General features: G+C 56.8%; 12 protein-coding genes, 1 tRNA gene and 4 pseudogenes. 7 read left to right on the top strand and 10 right to left on the bottom strand.

The window, feature by feature from the left end:
• Positions 1-77 (top strand) — tRNA-Met (locus VCK47_RS17695).
• Between the two features lie 202 nt (positions 78-279).
• Here the strand turns inward: VCK47_RS17695 and VCK47_RS17690 are convergent.
• The 9 genes and pseudogenes from VCK47_RS17690 to VCK47_RS17650 form a co-directional block, all read right to left on the bottom strand.
• Positions 280-348 (bottom strand): hypothetical protein, encoded by a 69-nt coding sequence (locus VCK47_RS17690; RefSeq protein ID WP_322890681.1) that lies wholly within the window; start codon positions 346-348, stop codon positions 280-282.
• A 29-nt stretch (positions 349-377) separates the two neighbouring features.
• Positions 378-755: pseudogene (locus VCK47_RS17685) on the bottom strand (acyl-CoA transferase); the annotation flags it as partial.
• A 526-nt stretch (positions 756-1,281) separates the two neighbouring features.
• Positions 1,282-1,707, bottom strand: a complete 426-nt coding sequence (locus VCK47_RS17680) for a toll/interleukin-1 receptor domain-containing protein (protein ID WP_322890065.1) — start codon at positions 1,705-1,707, stop codon at positions 1,282-1,284.
• Between the two features lie 48 nt (positions 1,708-1,755).
• A complete protein-coding gene (locus VCK47_RS17675; RefSeq protein ID WP_322890680.1) occupies positions 1,756-2,391 on the bottom strand; it encodes a DUF6441 family protein in 636 nt (211 codons plus the stop codon).
• Positions 2,388-2,646: pseudogene (locus tag VCK47_RS18000) on the bottom strand (head-tail joining protein). Before VCK47_RS18000 ends, VCK47_RS17675 begins: the two are co-directional and overlap by 4 nt.
• A gap of 58 nt (positions 2,647-2,704) precedes the next feature.
• Positions 2,705-2,842: pseudogene (locus tag VCK47_RS17665) on the bottom strand (major capsid protein); the annotation flags it as partial.
• Between the two features lie 7 nt (positions 2,843-2,849).
• Positions 2,850-2,945, bottom strand: a pseudogene (locus VCK47_RS17660) (head decoration protein); the annotation flags it as partial.
• A 3-nt stretch (positions 2,946-2,948) separates the two neighbouring features.
• On the bottom strand, positions 2,949-3,251 hold the full coding sequence (locus VCK47_RS17655) for a hypothetical protein (RefSeq protein WP_322890064.1): 303 nt from the start codon (positions 3,249-3,251) through the stop codon (positions 2,949-2,951).
• 121 nt (positions 3,252-3,372) lie between these two features.
• Positions 3,373-3,681: an XRE family transcriptional regulator gene (locus VCK47_RS17650; protein ID WP_322890063.1), complete on the bottom strand. Its 309-nt coding sequence runs from the start codon at positions 3,679-3,681 to the stop codon at positions 3,373-3,375.
• Positions 3,682-3,878: 197 nt separating this feature from the next.
• Here VCK47_RS17650 and VCK47_RS17645 point away from each other — a divergent pair, with 197 nt between their 5' ends.
• The 6 genes from VCK47_RS17645 (at position 3,879) to VCK47_RS17620 (ending at position 12,587) form a co-directional block, all read left to right on the top strand.
• Positions 3,879-5,384, top strand: coding sequence for a recombinase family protein (locus tag VCK47_RS17645; RefSeq protein WP_416236691.1), 1,506 nt, complete (start codon positions 3,879-3,881; stop codon positions 5,382-5,384).
• Positions 5,378-6,265: a ParB/RepB/Spo0J family partition protein gene (locus VCK47_RS17640; protein ID WP_322890061.1), complete on the top strand. Its 888-nt coding sequence runs from the start codon at positions 5,378-5,380 to the stop codon at positions 6,263-6,265. Before VCK47_RS17645 ends, VCK47_RS17640 begins: the two co-directional genes overlap by 7 nt.
• Positions 6,262-7,197, top strand: a complete 936-nt coding sequence (locus tag VCK47_RS17635) for a plasmid partitioning protein RepB C-terminal domain-containing protein (protein WP_322890060.1) — start codon at positions 6,262-6,264, stop codon at positions 7,195-7,197. The genes VCK47_RS17640 and VCK47_RS17635 overlap by 4 nt, the downstream gene beginning before the upstream one ends.
• A 390-nt stretch (positions 7,198-7,587) precedes the next feature.
• Positions 7,588-7,878, top strand: a complete 291-nt coding sequence (locus VCK47_RS17630) for a helix-turn-helix transcriptional regulator (RefSeq protein WP_322890059.1) — start codon at positions 7,588-7,590, stop codon at positions 7,876-7,878.
• On the top strand, positions 7,875-9,182 hold the full coding sequence (locus VCK47_RS17625) for a HipA domain-containing protein (protein ID WP_322890058.1): 1,308 nt from the start codon (positions 7,875-7,877) through the stop codon (positions 9,180-9,182). Before VCK47_RS17630 ends, VCK47_RS17625 begins: the two co-directional genes overlap by 4 nt.
• Positions 9,183-9,227: 45 nt before the next feature.
• Positions 9,228-12,587 (top strand): AAA domain-containing protein, encoded by a 3,360-nt coding sequence (locus VCK47_RS17620; protein WP_322890057.1) that lies wholly within the window; start codon positions 9,228-9,230, stop codon positions 12,585-12,587.
• 621 nt (positions 12,588-13,208) lie between these two features.
• Here the strand turns inward: VCK47_RS17620 and VCK47_RS17615 are convergent.
• On the bottom strand, positions 13,209-17,045 hold the full coding sequence (locus tag VCK47_RS17615) for a hypothetical protein (RefSeq protein ID WP_322890056.1): 3,837 nt from the start codon (positions 17,043-17,045) through the stop codon (positions 13,209-13,211).
• Positions 17,046-17,261: the final 216 nt, after the last annotated feature.

Raw genomic sequence — 17,261 nt, 5'->3', positions numbered from 1 at the left:
CGCGGGATGGAGCAGCCCGGTAGCTCGTCAGGCTCATAACCTGAAGGTCGTAGGTTCAAATCCTACTCCCGCAACCAAATTATAAAGAAATATCAAATACCTAGAACCCGACCTAATCAGTCGGGATTCTACTCCTCTAAAACACATCAACGCCACATCAACGTTTACCAAGCCCTCCAGAAATCTGGCGGGCTTTTTGCGTTGGCGAGGGCAGTTTGTCATAAGCGTTTTCAGGAGGGCACTGGCGGTTCAGCGTATCCGTCCGGTGTGGGCGCGGTCTCAGGCGTTTTTGGGCTGCCAGTTCCAAGGCATGAGATCTTCGATGCGATTGATCTTGTGATCAGGCAAGCGCTGGAGGAGCCATGTGAGCCACGCTTCACCGCCGCCTTCAGGGCCGCCGCGCCTTCGATGGGCAAATCGACCGAGGCCGGGGCCTCGGGTTCGACCCAGTCGCAGAGGCCACCAAGCGTGCGGTCGGCCTCCAGCGCAGTGCCGATGGTGGCGATCAGGGTGTCGAAGGTGCTGGCCCGACCGGTGCCCGCCTGGACGACGACCTCCAATTCGGCGCGGTGCTGATAGTGGTATCGCATGGGCGACAGCGTGACCTCCGGTTCGCCCGGTTGGCCATCGCGCAGGATGATCAGCCCGGCCGCCTGGATACGCTCTGGCAGCACCTCGTCACGCAGAACAAGGGCGGCAAGCGGCTGCAGCCGCGCATGCAGCGCGGCGAAGATGGTTTCGCGAGCGGTTGGCATTCGATGATGTTAGCTTTTACCAAGTCCAATGTAGCTGATAATCCGCTAGCATTTGTGTTTGAGGTACATTTACGGTAAGGATCGTTCTGCCAAGGGATATTTTAGTTTTTGCAACGCCATTTAGTTGTCTTCTATCTGCTCCTCTTTTCTCGATGACCCAGTAATTTTTTGGAGGGCGGCCTTTAAGAAACTTCACCTGGAGTTTGTAAGACTTTGATGGAAAGTATTGATAAAGATCCCAGTATTCTTGATTGGATGGAAAAGAGTCATAAAAAGTCAAGTTAGTAATTTTCGTTACGACGTCGCCCTTCATGAGAATTTTTGGGAAAGTACTTTCTTGATATGTTTTGGCTCCCTCACGCCAGACCTTAGAGATTCGACCGGGGCGACAATTTTGAATTTTAATAATTCCGTCAGAGGTCCAATCCTCAACGAACTTATCTAACCTGTCGACTTGTGCTACTATTCTATGTTCTTTTCTTATTTTACAGATACTTCCGTCTATTCTCCTGAAATCAAGTTCAACTTAAAGGTGCTCTGAAAGGAAGTCCCAAGAACTGCTGTTGGGAGAGACAGCGTCAAGAACGTCCCGAAGGCCAACTGCATAGTCTGTTCGGAAATCGGCATATTTTTTATCCAAAAGAAGAAGCGGGATGCTTGCATCCTGAACAACACACGGTAGTATCATCTTTCTTTTGGCGCTTGCTTCAAGCGAAAAAAGTGCACTTAACTCGGCTGTAACCCATGGCCGCGAAAGTGAGTCCTTTGTGATCACAATAACTGCAAAATCACACTTCGCTAACCCGTCCTCAATTGAAGTTCGAATGGAATCACCAACTCTAATATTTTTTTCATCGATCCAAACAAGAATGCCTCGGTCCTCGAGATCTTTTGCCAGCATCCGAGCAAATGCTTTGTCAGCAGAAGAATGAGAGATGAACACTCGTGCCACGATATTGACCTCTTCCTATGCTTGAGCTTCTGCAAGTAAGCGCTGCCGTTACTTTTTTTGCAAGCCTAGTTGCCACTCCGCCACGATTCGCCCAGGCACGCCGTCTACCGCCCGCTCTGCATCCCGCGCTAGATCCAGCCGCTTGCGCAGCTTGACCTGCGGTACCAGCAAGAAGATCGGCACGGTCGCCACGCCGCGCCCGGTTTTCGACCTGGACGCCACGGCCCGGCCTTTCGAATTCAGCCACCCTTCGGCGACCAGGAGGCTGGGCCCCCGACGGCGGTAGATGAACCTCAGGCGCAACCCCGTGCGGCGTTCCCATTCGCCGGGAGTGATCCGGCCGCCTTTTGTGCTTTTCGCGGCGGCCGGGGTCGGGATCGCCAACCAGAACCCATCCTTGGACCGGATCAGTGGCCCGGTGACATGCGCGCCGATGATCACCGGGGCATTTGACCAGACCAGCGCGGCGGCGTTCAGGCTGTCGCCGGATTTGGGGAAGCTGGCGAGGCGGATGGAGTTGCCCAGTCGGGTGCCGAGGCCAGCGCGGGTGATCTGCCCGCGCCAGGGGGATTTCAGGGAGCTGCCTGCCTCGCGCATGGCCGCTGAGACTGCTTTTTCCCCAGCAGCGATTTCGGCCTGCATCACGGCTACGAGGTCGGGATCGAAGGCAATCTTCAGCTTTATGATGGGCGCAGGTCCAGCGACCAGATCAGGCGCTCGCGGTCGCGCACTGGCTCGCCCTGAATGGTGAAACTGTCCACGCCGATCACGATGAGATCGCCAAGGCGGGGATCGGGCAGGTCGGACATCCACCATCATTGTGTCGTTGACAAAGCGCCCAGCGCCGAATTCCGTGATCCGATCCGGGGCGCGACGGATGACGCGGATGGGGCGTTCCTCCGATGTCGTGCCGGAAATCCAGACAGCGGCCGCCGCCATGGACGGGTTGGCATAGATCCGGTCCATGGCGGCGGCGAAGGCGTTCATGTCGGGGCCGTCAGTTCGAAGTGTGGATGCGGATCGCGATGCGCGGCCGCTTGTTCACCGGCAGGATCGAGGCCTCGGTCATCAGGTCGATCCAGCGGCCCTTTTCGTCCAGATGCTGGCGGGCATAGAGTGGCAGGCCGAGCGTGTTAGGTCTGGCCTTGCAGCAGGGTGATCACCTCGCGGGTATAGTTCGGGTTGACCTCATATTTGAGGACATCGCCCATGCTGGGCTGTTCCGTCAGGACGGGCATTGGTCAGTCTCCATTTTTTTGGGGGACGGGGAAGGGGCGCTGGTTCAGTGCTTGGCGTCGGTCGCAGTTTTCTTGGCAGCGGCTACGATGGGGCTTTCCTTCGAAGCCGCTGCCCGGGGCACGGGCAATGATGCCTGCCGCGTCGCTACGGGCGGCAAGATCGGCCAGCACTCGGGCGCGCAGGGCCTCGGGCTTCAGACCCTTGCTGACCGCGTCCGCCGCGTCGATGGTCACGCCCAGCCGGGCGGCCTGGGCGCAAACCTGCGCTACCTCGGCGGCTTCGGCACGCACAGCATCAGCGGTCATGGCGCTTGGCGCAGCATCGGCCGCCGCAGCCGGTGCGTCTGTAGCGGCCGCGACCGCAGGCATTGCCGCAGGAGGAGCGGCAACCGGAGCCGGGTTCGGGGTTTCGGTTGCGCTGTGATCGTCACAAGGCGTCGCCATCCTCATCAACCAGCCGGTCCGCCATCAACAAAATGGTCAGGAAAACGGCATCGGAGTGCCTTGCCAGTGCGATGAGATGTTCACCGCTCGGCCCGCGTTCAGCGGCAAGCCAGTACTTTACCGTTCGCTCACTGGCTCCGGTCCACGCCATCGCCGTCTTGATGGCGCGATGCGTTAGCCCAAGATCTTCGATCAAAGCTAACGCAATCGCCTTTCGGTAATCTGTTGGAAATGCCTCAATGTCCACAATTGTGCCCATTTTCGGCACAACTGTGCCCATCTTGACCCGCATCGCACCTGTCCTTTCCATTAAAAGTTGGGAAATGACATCAATGCGGTAGATTCGTGTTCGGACCTATAGTGGCGACATCAGGACCGTGGCCGGAGTAGACCGCAAAATCTGAACTGGAGGCGGACGTGGTTCGGGTGAATTCGTATCTAACTGAAGCAACATCATGTCAGCCCGTAAAGCTTCGCGCCGCAGAATACGTGCGCATGTCGACGGAGCATCAGCAGTATTCAACGCAAAACCAGGCGCAAACAATTCGCGAATACGCTGAGCGCCGAGGCATTGAGATTGTGAAGACCTATTCCGATGATGCACGAAGCGGCTTGATCATCGAGGGACGGGCAGCACTGCAACAGCTGGTCGCAGATGTAGAAAGTGGTGCAGCGGAATTTACCGTCATACTCGTGTACGACGTCACACGCTGGGGGCGGTTTCAGGACACCGACGAGTCCGCATATTATGAGTATCGGTGTCGCAAAGCGGGCATGCAGGTTGCCTATTGTGCGGAACAGTTCGAAAATGATGGATCGCCAACATCTACCATCGTGAAAAGCGTGAAGCGTGCGATGGCTGGCGAATACAGCCGCGAATTGTCAGTCAAGGTTTTTGCAGGGCAGTGCCGGTTGATCGAGCTTGGGTACCGACAGGGTGGTCCGGCAGGTTTTGGACTGCGCCGCGTGTTGATTGATGACCGGGGCAACGTGAAGGCAGAGCTGAGACGCGGAGAGCACAAAAGTCTTCAGACCGATCGGGTTATCCTGGTGCCTGGTCCCGACGCTGAGGTTGAGGCGGTGCGGTTTATCTATGACCGCTTCTTGAAACATGGCCGATCAGAAGCAGAGATCGCACACGAGCTAAATCAGCGTGGGGTTCTGACTGATTGGGAGCGACCATGGACGAGAGCGACGATCCATCAGGTTCTGACGAATGAAAAGTACATCGGCAACAACGTGTATAACCGCCGATCATTCAAGCTGAAACGCAAACGTGTCGCTAATGGTCCGGAAATGTGGATCCGCTCGGATGGCGCTTTTAAGGCAATTGTCGATGCAAAGAAGTTCCATAAGGTTCAAGCTATCATCGCATCACGCAACCGTCGTTTTTCAGACGAAGAAATGCTCGAGCGCCTGAACAAGGTGTTTCAGCGTTACGGCTACATATCTGGACTGGTGATCGACGAATCAGCGGATATGCCATCGAGCGGGGCTTATGCGCAGCGCTTCGGCAGCCTGCTGCGCGCATATACGCTTGTCGGGTTTACGCCGCTTCGCGACTACCAATATCTCGAAATCAATCGTTTGCTGCGCGTATTCCATCGCGCAGTGGTCGAACGGGTGATCCAAGATATTGCCGAAATGGGTAGCTCGATCACACGAAACCCCAAGACTGAGCTTTTGACGTTAAACGACGAGTTCACAGCATCGGTAGTTGTCGCGCGATGTCGTGAACTGCCATCGGGTCGCCTACGTTGGAAGGTACGTTTTGATACTGGGTTGTCACCTGACATCACCATTGCGGTTCGCATGAACCGGCAAAACACGGACGCTCTCGATTATTATCTGCTGCCCCGTTTCGAGATGCGACGTAACCGGTTGGGGCTTGCCGAAGAGAATGGTCTGATGCTGGATGCCTTTCGCTTTGCTACCCTTGATTTTCTATTCTCTCTGGTGCGACGCGTACCCGTTGCTGAGGTAACACCATGCTGAGTGATATGGCCGAAGAGGTCGTGCGAATTCCGATTGCTGCGAGTGTTGTGGAGAACCCACGCGAGCGCGCCGAGAAGACTTTCCGCGCATTGATTGACAGCATTGCAAAAGTTGGGCTGAAGAAGCCGATCACGGTTGCCAAAGTGGCGGGCGAGGGCGGCGACACCTATCGATTGGTTTGTGGCCAGGGACGCATGGAAGCCTGCATGGCTTTGGGTGAAACCGAAATACCTGCAATCGTCGTTCAGGCTGAAGAGGCAGAAAGGCTGCTGCGTAGCGTGATTGAAAATATAGCGCGCAGGTCACAGCGACCATTGGAGCTGTTGCAGGACATCGCCATCCTGCGTGACCGTGGGTATTCTGATGATCAGATTGCTGAAAAGACCGGACTTTCGCTGTCCTATGTGCACGAAATCGGAGAGCTTATTGCTAGCGGCGAGGAGCGTCTGCTGGTGGCGGTCGAATGCGGCCAGATGCCGTTGAGCGTTGCGCTCTATATCTCGAGGGCCGACGAAAAAGACGTACAGCAGGCGCTTGAAGCGGCCTACGAATCCGGCGAACTGCGTGGCAAGAAGCTTCTTGAGGCCCGCAGGTTGGTCGAGTTGCGCCAACGGCATGGCAAACAGAAAGCGCCAGTACGTCAGGGACAACGCCAGGTTCGCATGACTTCAGCCGCGCTGGTTAGGGCATACCGGGGTGAAGTTGAACGCCAGCAAGATATGGTGCGCAGGGCCCGGTCGACGCGCAGTAGCCTCCTCTTTTTGGATGCCGCGTTTCAAGCACTGCTCAAAGACGATAACTTTCTGACCCTGCTGCGTGCCGAAGGGCTCGACTCGCTTCCGCAAATTATCGTCGAAGGTCTTCAGGAGCCGCACGCATGACAAATCTGGATAAATCCGTCTCGTTGAAAGCTCCCGCCTTCGAGCCAAACCTTGTGTCGATCCCCATTGTAGCAATCCTGCCGATCAAACAGGTCTCCGCCACAGTACAGAAAGGCCCGAAATATGCGCAGATTGCCGCATCGATACGTGAGGTGGGCCTGATCGAACCACCGGTGGTGTCGCGGTCAGGTGAAAAGGATGGAGCGTTCATTTTGCTTGATGGCCATGTGCGTTTGCAGGTGCTGAAGGACATGAACGAACAGATGGTCACCTGTCTTGTTGCGACTGATGACGAGTCCTTTACCTACAACAAGAGGATCAGTCGCATAGCAACGATCCAGGAGCACAAGATGATCCTGCGAGCTGTTGAACGCGGTGTGTCTGAGGCGCGCATCGCTGCGGCATTGAATGTGGATGTGGCGCTGATCCGTCGCAAGCGAACACTTCTAAACGGCATCTGTCCTGAGGTCGCCGAACTACTGAAAGCGCGGCACTGCCCACTGAATAGTTTTCGTGCATTGCGCAAGATGAAGCCTTTGCGCCAGATCCAGGCGGCGGAGCTGATGATTGCTGCTAACAACTTCACGGTTACATATTGTGAAGCCATTCCGGCCGCCACTGATGCTTTGGATCTCGTTGATCCGTCGACCAAGAAGGAACCCGCCGGTGTGACCCGAGATCAGGTCGAGCGGATGAGGGCTGAGATGTCCGACCTGCAGCGCAACATCAAGCTGATCGAGGGTACACTCGGGCCTGATCATCTGCGCCTTGTTGTGGCTGGGAGATACGTCGCGCGGCTTTTGCAGAACGAGCGCATTGCCCGTTATTTTGAGAAGTATCATGCTGAAATTCATGCTGAGTTCCGGCAGATCGTGAACCGCCTTGAACAGCTGAGCGCGACACCTCAGCAAGAAGCAGTTTCAGAAACATAAACGGGCAGTGGGATTATCAGAAGTCGGATAGGGGACCCGGACCCAGAAGCGCGGGGACCGCAGGAGACGCCGAACAGTGGGTCGGATCAAGTGCGGGGTGGGGATGGCGGCGAACCCGCACGGAGCCCACCACGGTCGGCGCAGATAGAGCCGACCACGCAGGTGTTGTGATGTTTGCGGGCGCGCTTGAGCTTGATCTGGACACTGCGGTATTTCAGAAGCCCTGCGCGCCCGATCCCACCACGTAGGCAGCATCGAGGCAGTACTTACTGAAAGTAGTAATTTTGTCGCTGGGTTAGTCGCCCACCAGAATATTTACCGATAACGATAAAATTCTTGATTGTGGGCGATTGATGCATTATTTTTATCGAAAAGGGTAAATACATCGGCATGTCCACTGACGCAGATCAAAAGCTTCTCGCGGATACTGGCCGACGCATCAGGGCCGTCCGCAATGCGCAAGGCCTCAATCTGGATCAGCTCGCCCGCCTGACCGGGATCAGTGCTCCGGCGCTTTCTGTGATCGAGACGGCAAAGCGGGATCCACGGCTAACGACGCTTGCCCGGATCGCAGCGGCGCTGCGCGTGCCTCTCGCCAGTTTGTTGGAAGAGGCCTCTTCGGGTCAATCCGCTACAACAGATGAACCTATACAGGGCTATGACCTTGGTGATTACGAGTGACGGCGTCTGTTCCCATCTGGTTTGATACGCTTGAGGTTGGGCAAATCGAGGTCGCCGAACATGGCGCGCTGTCGTTGCGTTACGGCGAGCGGTGGCTTCAGACGACAGGAGCCTTCCCGTTGTCGGTGACCATGCCGCTGAGCCCAGTGCCATATGCTTCTGACGTAATCTCTCCGTGGCTTGCAAACCTGCTGCCGGAAGAGGAACAGCTGCAAATATTGACGCGTTCGCTCGGCCTGGATCAGGCCGATGTGTTGGCCGTTTTGCAGGAGATCGGCGGGGACACAGCGGGCGCTCTGTCCTTCGGGGAGCCCGCTGACAGCAGCCGCTGGTCATATACGCCGCTGACGGACTTCTACGGCACCGATGATCCGCAGGATGCGCTTGACCGCCATTTCGAGGACCTAAGCCGCCGACCGTTTCTGGTTGGTGAGGAAGGGGTGCGCCAGTCGCTGGCAGGTGGCCAGAAAAAATCAGCGCTGGCCTTACTTGGTCCTAACGGTGCACCTGTGCTGCGATTGCCGGCAGCTGGTGACGTGCTCGCAATACCTCTGAACGGCGCACCTTCCACACTGATCGTGAAGCCGGAAAATCTCAACCTTCCCGGCATCACAGAAAACGAGGTCTGGTGTCTGCGGATGGCGCAGGCGATCGGCATCAATTCAGCGCAGGCGACAATCCTGCGGGCGTCAAACCGCACTGCAATTGGTGTATTGCGTTATGATCGCAGGGAGGGGCGCAATGGGCAGCTTTTACGCTTGCATCAGGAGGATTTTGCGCAGGCCAATAGTCTGCCCCCCGGGCGGAAGTACGAGCGTGGCACGTTGCGGGGCCTGGATCTGAAAGCCTTGCTGGAAACGGGACGCTACGTTAGCGCAACAGATGCCTTGGCGCTACTTGATCAGATTATATTCAACATCCTCGTCGCCAATACCGATGCACACGCCAAGAATTATTCGCTCATTGTGCCGGTTGGAGGCACACCACGTCTGGCACCGCTCTACGATGTGTCCTCGGTCTTGTCCTGGCCGCATGTGGTCCAGAGCTATGCCCAGAGCATTGCTGGCAAGAGGCGCACGCCAGACATGATCGCAGGGCAGCACTGGGAAGCGATGGCGCGCGAGATCGGCTACCGACCTACCGATGTGCGAAACCGTGTTCAAGAGTTGATCGACAAGCTGGTGGCGAACCGGGTGAAGGTTACGGCCGAGGTGGTTGCATTGCACGGCGCTACCGAAGGGTATGTCACACAAACTGCCGCCGCGGTTGAGGCAAACGCGTTGCGCATGGCGGGGAGACTGTAGATGGTAACTAATCAAAGCAATTTACTGCGATATTGGCGAACCTCATTGGCTGACGGCGCGCTGGGTGAAGGAAAGTTCACCCAGTCTGACCGCAAGCGCTTTGTTGAGGTCCCAGGCGATGCAGTGAAGTCCGGTGTCCTGCCGCGCGAAGCCATTGAGCGGGTGTTTCGCGGGCAAGCAGCAACCAAGACGATCGGTATCCGGTTCTGGCCTTTGGTCATGGCGCGGAAGTCGTCACACGGATCAGCACGGGCGGGTGGGTTGCCTGAGCTTGTGGCGCCGGTGGTGACCGAGGCGACAGTTGATCGGGATGGGCGGATCACGCCTATGCGAAATGCCTTGGCGCGGGATCTACTGACGCCCTTGCCCTCTGGCGAATTTGCAATCGGAACGGTTGAAGCGCTTGATGTGTTCCTGACCGAAACGCCGCTGCCCGAGATGTCTGGCGAACTTGCTTGGCAGGAGTACCTTGGTCATTGCCGAAAAATGGTCGATGCCGTCTCGCAGGGCTGGCCGCGCGGCGATGCTGATTACCAAGCCATCGGGTCAGGCTTTCTCGAGCTGGCTGAAGATGCAAATGCAACCGTCCGCGGTATTCTGGATCTTTATGACAAGCTGCTGGCTGAGAAACCTGAAGCGCAACTGCTTAGGCAAGTTGCGCGGCCCGAGCGGGTCGCAGCGAACCCGGACCATCGGATTGAACAGGAATTTGCCCGGCGGCTTGGTCATTCCAACTCGACCTTCCCATTAGCAGAACACCAACGGCAGGTTCTGGCCTGGCTTGACGCCTCGACCTCGGGAGAGGTGATCGCCGTTAACGGCCCGCCCGGGACAGGGAAAACTACCATGCTGCTTTCGGCGGTTGCGGGCCTTTGGGTGCGCGCTGCTCTTCGCGGCGAGGCACCACCAGTGATTGTTGCGGCGTCATCGAATAATCAAGCGGTTACAAACATCATCGACGCTTTCGGCAAGGATTTTGGTAAAGGAGAAGGGCCTTTTGCCGGGCGCTGGCTGCCGGAGGTGGACAGTTTCGGGATGTTCCTAGCGTCACATTCCCGACGCCTGGAAGCGGCACGGCGCTATCAAACTGAGGAGTTCCAGGTCGAACGGGAGACAGTCGCCTACGTCCAGCGCGCGAAGGATGCCTATCTCGAAGCGGCAAGGGCGGCTTTTCCCGCGCTCCCCAATCCCGATTTAGCAACCGTGGTAGCAGCCCTGCAGACTCGGTTGGCAGGTGAAGTAGAGAAGCTGGCGCAGATTGATCGTGCCAAAAATAATCGGCAGACAGCTATCTCTGCTTTAAAGACGGCCCTGGGTGTTGATCCTGATGCTGCTGAGGCAAAGTTTGGTGAAGAGGCGGCGACACGACAGGCCGCTGTCGAAAAGCTTCGTGCCGCAAAATCTGCTCTCGACCAGTATCTGGCATCGGAATCGTCGCTGACTGCTGTGGTTGGATTTTTATCATCCGTCAAAGAGAAGCGCGCCTTGCGGGCTCGGCTCGCGATTGGCGACTTGATGCTGGGGCTGGAGACAACCAAGCGGGTTTCAGATATTGAGGACCGGGTTCGGACCGACCTTCGGGCTGCAGAAGAAGCGCTGCAATCCGCCGAGCAGAGACTGACAAAAGCCAGATCTATGCGTCTGAATTTTCAAGAAGCGGAAAGCAACTGGGCTCAGGCGACTGAGGCCTTGGGCGGGAGCGATGATCTGGACGCACTGGAACGCCGGGCCGACCTTGACGTCCGGTTTCCCCTTTTCCTTTTGGCAACGCACTACTGGGAGGGTCGCTGGCTTCTGGCAATGGAGGCCGACCTCGCCGGAATCGTAGCCTCAAAAGGAAAGAACGGAAAAGCGACAGTTATTCCTCGTTGGCATCGCCGTATGATGTTGACGCCTTGCGCTGTGGCAACCTTTGCCAGCCTGCCGGGTAAGATGACCTACACCCGCCGCGACGGGGGCAAGTGGGCGACCGAATACCTCTTTGATTTTATCGACCTCTTGATCGTCGACGAAGCCGGTCAGGTTCTGCCTGAAGTTGCAGGCGCTTCTTTCTCTTTGGCAAAGCGCGCCCTGGTCATCGGTGACACCCAACAGATTGAACCGATTTCATCGGTGCCCCGACCGGTGGACGTGGGCAATCTTCGAGACAGTGGGGTACTCGCAAGCGAAGCCGACATCGATACCCTTTCTGATCGGGGGATCTGCTCTACCACTGGCAGTGCCATGCGCCTTGCACAGCAGGCTTGCCGCGTATCGCCGTATCCGGACCTCGAGAAAGGACTCTACCTGTTCGAACACCGGCGGTGCTATGACGAGATCATCAGCTTTAGCAATGCTTTGTGCTACAAGGGAAAGCTGCGGCCGTTGCGCGGCAATGCCCCCTCAGACGCTGGTCTTCCGGCACTTGGGTACCTGCATGTCGATGGCCGTGCCGTCACTTCGGGGAGTAGTCGGGCCAACCTGCTAGAGGCACAAACCATAGCTGCATGGCTCGATGCCAACCGCTCTCAACTGGAAGCCCGCTATGGCAAGCCCATAGAGCAGATCGTGGGCATCATTACCCCCTTTGGCCGACAAGTTCGCGAGATCCGCGATGCATGTGCCGGTCGCAAGATCGCGGTCGAAGGACGCGAAGGCATGACCATCGGAACAGTCCACGCGCTACAAGGCGCCGAGCGACCCGTGGTGATCTTTTCGCCTGTCTACTCCAAACACGCAGACGGAGGTTTCATTGACGCCTCGCCCAGCATGTTAAATGTGATGGTTTCCCGGGCAAAAGACAGCTGCCTTGTATTCGGGGACATGGACGTTCTGGCAGCGGCTCAAGCCGGATCGCCACGGGCCATCCTCGCCGACTTTTTGTTCGCGTCAGAGACAAACGCTCTTGAGTTTGCGGCTGAGCCGCGAACAGACCTGAAGCAAGGAAGCGGCCAACTTCAGATGTTGCGCGACGCAGTAGGGCATGATGCTTTCCTTCTGGATGCGCTTGCGGCCGGTGGGCGCCGCTACACCATTGTCAGCCCGTGGGTGATCGCAACCACAATGGAACGCGTTGGACTGCTTGCTGCTTTCGAAACCGCAGTCCGGCGTGGGGCCGAGATCGATGTCTTTACTGATCCGCTGCTCAACATGGGCCAAGCTGCTGGTGGAGTGACCCAGATGGAAGCAGTCGAAAAGGCGTTCTCAAAGATCGGTGTAAGACTGCACAAGCTCCCGAAGTTACACAGCAAAATCGTGGCGATCGATGCAGACCTTCTTTGCATAGGCTCATACAACTGGCTCAGCGCCGACCGACACGGCCAATACGCGCGACATGAGACATCGTTCGTTTACAGGGGCCAGCATCTTGAAGAAGAGATTAGTACCATCTTGGGCAGCTTAAAACGCAGGGAGCAGACTGCATGATCGCGTCCTTGGTGACCGCCGTCGTGCAGTTTCGTTAGAAACAATTCGATTGCGTCAAAATTGACAAACGGCCCTTTCCGGACTTTCAGAAGTGTGCAGGTGCTGCAGTGCCGCACCCCAAAAGCAGCCGTTGCTTCACTTGATCTGAATACGCATACTCATTCGCAAAAGAGTATTGGAAGAAAGCATGGCTAAATATGATTGCATCTGTGGATGCGGTGAGAAAACAAAGGGTGGGAAGTTCTGCCCAGGTCACGATCAAAAACTTAGGAAAGCGATAGAGGACGCAGTCGGAGGCTTAGAAAGCTTACGGTCAATCGCTGAAGGCCATGTCGGGAAGCCGATTTCTACTCGGCCTACTGAGTGATGTCGGCCTATTTCAGTTACTCATCTCTGAGTGCGTCGCTGCAACGCGGCGTGCGCATAGCTGCCATGGATGATGGTCAGCCTCGATAAGCCACCATCTCCACAGTTGGGACATCTTTGTTCGATTTAGCCCTGCTTGAAATGGAATTGCTCTGGTTTCACACGCTAATCTGATCTGCCAGAAATCGGGTGTTTTGACGTTAATGGAACTTGGGACGAAGCTTTCTGACTGTGGGTTGATCCTACTCACCTGTTTCAAGCACCCTTTGTTCGTTTATTGACGGCCTCGATCATCGACTGAGGTCGAGATACGTCCAGAACCACAACCGAGAGCTTCTCCCTCAAATGAGGCGGAAGATCATCTACTAACATCGCCTCAAGTGCCTGAGCACTATCGGGACCGTCGGCGCCATCGCTTCTCTTCGGCGCCTTGAACTCGGCACCGAACCAAAAGACGAGATAGATTCCGAAACCGCAGGCGTCCGGATCCGCTGCGTAACCCGCGAGCTGGGTCGAAGCGGCTGTCCAGAGCTCGCCATTGTAGTGCCGTTTCGCCTCGATCGGCAGATTCTTGCCCCCGTGGCTCAGCATTAGGACGTCGGCCCTGGTGTTTTCGCCGCGACGGGCTTCGGGAAGGCTCGCTGCAATTCCGTATCCTTCGAACCGAGGACGAAGCAACTCAAGGAGGCGGTCCCTATCCTCGTTCTCAATCTGTGGTTCGGTCGCTGCCCCGTACTCATCGGTGTTCCAGAACCGCTTCCAGGGCGTCTCACTGCCGGTCCTGAGCGAGCTCTTGTACCTTTCGACCTCTTCGAGAACGATGGCCGAAAGGTCCGATGGTGTCGCCGGTGCGCCATCTGCGAGCGCGCCTATCAGTTGGCTCACCGAAGGCGCCTCGAATTGCGCATCGCGCAACTTGCGGGCATGTTCTGCGGCCGCATGCGCGATATGGGGCGCCCAGGTCGGGTCTACCCTCGGAGCAAGCTCTTTCAGGTGCTCTCCGGCTGCGGCCAAATTTGAAGCTCCGAGACGCCGGATCGCGGCTCTGACAATCCCGCTCACACCATCAGAGTGCCGCCAATCATTGTCGTGTGCAGGGTGTTTTTTCCCAAGAGCGGCAATCCTGATTCTGTCCAGCAGGTCGATGTCTGGGCTCAATTCGTTGAATGTCTTAGCCAAATCTCCGTTCGGAGCCACCAAAGCAGCTTCGAGGTCTTCTTCCGAGAGCCGATCGGAAAGTTCCTCGGGCGTCAGCGCCAGACCGACGAACGACCAAATATTTCGTTGGGTCTGTTCGAGGTCATCACGCTCCAATGTGCGGCGTGCGAGTTCGACTAATTCTCCGATTGTCGAACTGCCGGCGCACGCCCTGATCGCCTGGCTTAGGGCGGGATCTGGCAGCCCCGGCCTATCGCCAAGCAAGTTGAGCATGCACAGAGAGACAAGTGCCGGTTGATCCGCATTCGTAAGGTGATGAATGGCGTCAAGATCATCATCGCCAGCATCAAGAGCGGCGTTCCAGTACCGCAACATCATGTCAGCACCTTGCTCAGGATCCTTGGCAAGGCGGGCGGCTGCCCAAACAGCAATCGAAGGATCGTCGTCGGCACTGAAGTGGGCTTCCCGAAGCCCGACCAAGGCGATGATCAACGGAGAAGCGTCGATGTCGTTTTGACGGCCATGCAATAGCGCTTGGTGCAACCCTGCCGCTACGACATACTCGTGAGGGTAGGTCCCAAGCTTAGCTTGGGCCTCGCCGAGATCTTCGACACCAACCTTGATGTCGGTATTGATTGCAAATTGGACGAAGCCTTCCGCGATCGCCGCGGCGATCTCCTCATTTGTGTACTTGACGATGTCTTGGAACGGCGATTTATCGTTGCTGATCCGCGCGTTACGGTAGTGCCCGGCAGCCCAATTCAAGACGTAATATTGATCCGGTGCGCCACTTGAGATTCTGTCAATTACCGGGGTTAGCTTGGCGATATTCGCCTTCTGCGAGTTTGCCGTTTTCTTTTCCAGGTTGGCTTTTCTCTTCGTCTCCTTCCGTTTCCATCCCGCGTTCGGGTCGGAGAGGAGAGACTTGATGAACCCCTTGAAATCTCGTTCCTGCTCTAGCAGAGACACGATCGGCTTTTGCCATTTCGGCCAGAGTGTTTCGCCCCGGGCGGCATACGCGGCGATCTGAAACATTCGTTTTCTGGCTTTGCGCTCATTCGTTGCTTGAGCCATATCCAACAACTCCCGGATCAATGCGTCGGAGGGTAGCCTTCTTGCGGTCGAGATGTAATCGTTGCACACCATCCACGCGCCTTCTTCGCCGGAGCTTTGGTTCTCGACGGCGAGGAATAACTCCAATTCCCGACGATCCGAATCGCAGTCAATCCACATTCCAATGACTTCAGCAACATCTCTGTCGAGCATGTCCCATCGATGTTCTCGGAGATTGCCGAGCCACGATAGAAGTCGAACGGCGGATATGTCCGGGTTGGCTTTAACTGTGGCGACAAACGCACGATCTAGGAGCGACTGGACCTGAAATTTGTGCCGGCGGGCAACATCGCTTCTTCCAATCCCCTTGTCGAATAAATCCGGTCGCGGAGACCGCGCGATCGCTATGCTCAGAGAGACCAACGAACCAGTGTCGTCGTTGTCCTCCCCATCACGGGTTTTCGCAGGCAAGCTGTCGAAATCCTCGAGCAACGCGTGGATATCCGAGAACTGAACATCCTGTGATGACATGCTCGACAGGACGTGGGCACGGATCGCCAATTGGCCCCAATCCGCCGTCGTGTCGACCAGATCGTCCAATAGATCACGTTGAATTCCATTCCTGTCGCTGGCTTGGGAGACGAGAACTTCAGCCGCTCTCTCCCGCATCCACAGAGGTCGGGTAGCGTCGAGCACGATCTCACTCAGCTTACCCGACATGTGTTTAACGGGCGGACCGTCCGCGAGGGCCTGAAGCACGGTGACCTGCAGATGACTACGGACCTCAGCGTCGAGAATGGTTCTGAAATCGTCAGCGAGATCATCGCCGGCGAGCCCGCCTACGACAGTCGCATCGTCCTGCGAGGCGAGGAAGAACGGGTCATCACGATCCAGGTGATAAAGAATTTCTCGTCGTCCAGCCGTATCGAACGCCGCGGCGTCGCCATACGCCAGCACCGTGGCGGCATCATGCTGAATGAGGCGTCTCGCCCCGCCGGAATCTCCTTCCGATTGCAGGTGGGCAGTAAACCACGCATACAGCCCCCTGAGCTCGCTCGGAGCCCTCTGGTCGTGTCCGGTAATGAGGCTAATCGCCCGCCGCAACGGAAAAGCGAGCGTTGCTCCAGCGCCGACCACCCTTCTTGCCAGAAATCGGCCTGCCAAAAACTCAGCGACCGTTCGGTGAAACGGCGCGAATGTGTGTCCTTCGCCCCTGAAAAGCGGGGTGTCCAATGCGGCTTCGAGAACGCGCGTATCGAGCCCCAGGGAATGCGTAGCTATATATTCGTTTTCAGCTGACCCAAGCGGTAACGCGTTTGAACGCCAGAGCCCTTTCGCCCCGGAAGCGAGGACGTAGAAGCTCATGGCGGTGGCGGCGGAGAGGATTTCGTCCGCTCCAGGTCGCGGGTCTGTTTCGCGCTCCGGGTCGTATTCGTGGGCAAGCGCCGATGTGGCTCTCGCGAACAAGTCAAAGCGCGAGGTCGGCCATACTCCGTTTGAGACGACAACCGAGTAAAGCAATCTAAGACTGAGCGGATTTTCTAGAAATGCACCGGCACCCCGGTTCCGCGCTTCACCGATGAACCGCTCTGGATCGGTTTCTCCCAGAGAGACCAAGACCAATTGCGCTTCATCGTCGTTCAGCGGCAGGAGATGAGCCACAACGATGGGCTCGTTGTTCGCCGCACGCCGCATCGCGTTGATGTCCGCTGTTACGCGCCAGTCCTCAGCGCGGCAGGTGAGGCGCCATCTGCGTGCACTGCTCTTTGAAATCGCGTTAGCGAGACGCAGGAGTTTGTCTTTTCCACCATCACCTGAACGATATTCATCAAGGGCATCAAGATAGGCAGTCCCAGACCCGCCAATCGGAAAGCCGTTCATTACTGCCCTGCAAGTTGCGACCTCTCCACCCTCGGCACGAGCCTCTTGTTCCAGAGCCGTCGATTTTCCCGCGCCGGGCTCGCCGAGCAACACAACATATGGCTGGCCGCGCAAATGGCTCAACGGTTGAACCACAGTCTCGTGATGAACTTGTACGGTGACTCGCCTGTCTAAGGATGCGTTTTCCATTTTGAGAAGATACTGACCCTAGGTTGC

This window comes from Yoonia sp. 72, assembly GCF_034652275.1.
GTDB lineage: Bacteria > Pseudomonadota > Alphaproteobacteria > Rhodobacterales > Rhodobacteraceae > Yoonia.
The sequence above is the reverse complement of the archived record's forward strand: the minus strand, read 5'-3'. Positions and strand labels throughout refer to the sequence as shown.

Excerpts from the sequence above, each read along its gene's own strand:
- VCK47_RS17655 (WP_322890064.1), bottom strand. The coding sequence starts at position 3,251 with ATGACCGCTGATGCTGTGCGTGCCGAAGCCGCCGAGGTAGCGCAGGTT.
- VCK47_RS17650 (WP_322890063.1), bottom strand. The coding sequence starts at position 3,681 with ATGCGGGTCAAGATGGGCACAGTTGTGCCGAAAATGGGCACAATTGTG.
- VCK47_RS17640 (WP_322890061.1), top strand. The coding sequence starts at position 5,378 with ATGCTGAGTGATATGGCCGAAGAGGTCGTGCGAATTCCGATTGCTGCG.
- VCK47_RS17635 (WP_322890060.1), top strand. The coding sequence starts at position 6,262 with ATGACAAATCTGGATAAATCCGTCTCGTTGAAAGCTCCCGCCTTCGAG.
- VCK47_RS17630 (WP_322890059.1), top strand. The coding sequence starts at position 7,588 with ATGTCCACTGACGCAGATCAAAAGCTTCTCGCGGATACTGGCCGACGC.
- VCK47_RS17615 (WP_322890056.1), bottom strand. The coding sequence starts at position 17,045 with ATGAACGGCTTTCCGATTGGCGGGTCTGGGACTGCCTATCTTGATGCC.